Genomic DNA, 1,930 nt, shown 5'->3' with positions numbered 1-1,930 from the left:
TTAGAGACCATTTTAGAGGAGGCGGTCGAGTCGGCCGAGGGAACTGCCCCCTCGGCCGCTCACAGAACCCGGCGTGAGCCTCTCGACTCACCGGGCTCTTGTTGCTCCAACCACAAACTCGCCGCGGCCGCTCCAGTGAGCAAACAGCGATGGAGATCGACGCTTTTGTCGATCCAACCATGCAAAAGCGCGAGTCTTGTGCCCTCTCAGGCGCTTGTATTTCCGCATTGCCCAACGGACGATCAGGCTGTCAACGTAGTCTGCCAAGGGCTGGAACTCCGAACCCCTGAAACGGCAGTAGTACCGCATCCAGCCACGCAGGCGAGGTGCCGTCCAGTCAGCCAGTGCTTGAAGATCATGCTGGCTGTACCGGAACACCCCGCTGTCACGCAGTCGTTGGCGCATCGCTGTCAAGGCCGCCCGGCTCACCGCCGGGGTAAAGCCCGTCTGCAAAGTGCCATCGCGTAACCTGATCCGCCGGGGCTTGAACGTGTAGCCAAGGAAGTCAAACTGAATGACCGGATACTTCCCCGGACGTTTGCTGTCCTTGCAGTAGACCACCCGGGTCTTGTCCGGGTGCAGTTCAAGCCCACAGCGTTGAAGCCGAGACGCCAGATGCTCGCGCATCTGCAGCGCCTCGGCCTCGCTGCGACAATGCAAAATGCCATCATCAGCGTAGCGACAAAACTCGATCTCCGGGTGATGCGTGGCCAACCAGTGATCCAGCGCATAGTGCAGGAACAGGTTGGCGAGCAACGGCGAAAGCGGCCCACCCTGAGGTGTACCGACCGTTCTCGCAATCACTGTTCCGTCAGCGCGCTGCATCGGCGCGGTCAGCCAGCGTTCCACATGGAGGAGCATCCATCGCTCCTGACAATGATGACGAAGGGCCCGCAGCAGCAACGCATGATCGATGTTGTCAAACAGCCCGCGGATGTCGTACTCCAGCACCCAGTCACGGCGCCAGCAGCGCTGGCGAGTCACTGCAAGTGCATCGTGGGCCGAGCGACCCGGCCGGTAGCCATAGGAGTCGGGGTGAAACACCCGTTCCAAGTCAGGTTCCAGGGCCAGGACGACGACAGTCTGGGCGATCCGATCGCTGACGGTCGGTACACCCAGCATCCGTTCTCCACCAGACTTCTTGGGGATCGGGACGGCTTTGACCGCAGGCGGAAAGTAACTGCCTGAGGACAACCGGTTCCAGATCCGGTAGAGATTGCCATTCCGGTTTTCATCAAACTGCTCGATGGAAACCGCATCGACCCCCGCTGCACCGCGGTTGGCCTTCACGCGGCGATAGGCTTCCCATATCAGCCGCTTTGGAATCACAAACGGTTTTGTCGACGTCAAGGGTTCATCCTCCCGAGGGAGTTGGCCATCGGGTCGACTGGAACAACCCGGCCCCTTTGCTCCGCAGCCATTGCAGCCACCTCATCGCTCTTACGGGCCGGTCCGTCCTCAAGCCGTGCATCGGTACTCAGTGCCTTGTTTTGTTTCACTTGGCAGTCTCCCTTGGCATCACGACTTGAGTTCCCGCAGTTCCGCCGAAGCGCCCAGATCGAGATCACGCCACTTCTATGCCGGACACCACCCACCCAGTCAGCAGGCTTCCGGTGGATTTGTCCCGGAGATAGTTGTCGTCTCCGGTTTTGATGTCGCCTGATCAGTTTCGACACGTCAGTAGTGATTCGTTTGCACTCGTCTTCTCGATCCATACCTGACACACCACATGGATGCGCCTTCTCCCCCGACGCTCACGACAACGGTCTTCAGCCAATGCCGCACGAGGGCGGTTTGAAGCCGGTCCCTGCAGACAGACTCCGGCGGGTCGGTTCCGCCATCACTTCGGCAGCTTCTCATGCTGCCCGGTCAGCTCTCGCCGACCGAAACCGCATTGCTGCGGCACACACAACTATCCTGACAGAGGGGG

The 1,930-nt window shown here is 60.3% G+C and carries 1 protein-coding gene; it reads right to left on the bottom strand.

What is annotated here, in order from left to right; all coding sequences use genetic code 11:
• Positions 1-87: 87 nt before the first annotated feature.
• Positions 88-1,350: a group II intron reverse transcriptase/maturase gene (gene ltrA, locus ACDC67_RS15865; protein ID WP_376694611.1), complete on the bottom strand. Its 1,263-nt coding sequence runs from the start codon at positions 1,348-1,350 to the stop codon at positions 88-90.
• Positions 1,351-1,930 lie beyond the last annotated feature (580 nt).

The sequence above is a fragment of the Wenzhouxiangella indolica genome (genome assembly GCF_042310355.1).
Taxonomy (GTDB): Bacteria; Pseudomonadota; Gammaproteobacteria; order Xanthomonadales; family Wenzhouxiangellaceae; genus Wenzhouxiangella.
The sequence above is the reverse complement of the archived record's forward strand: the minus strand, read 5'-3'. Positions and strand labels throughout refer to the sequence as shown.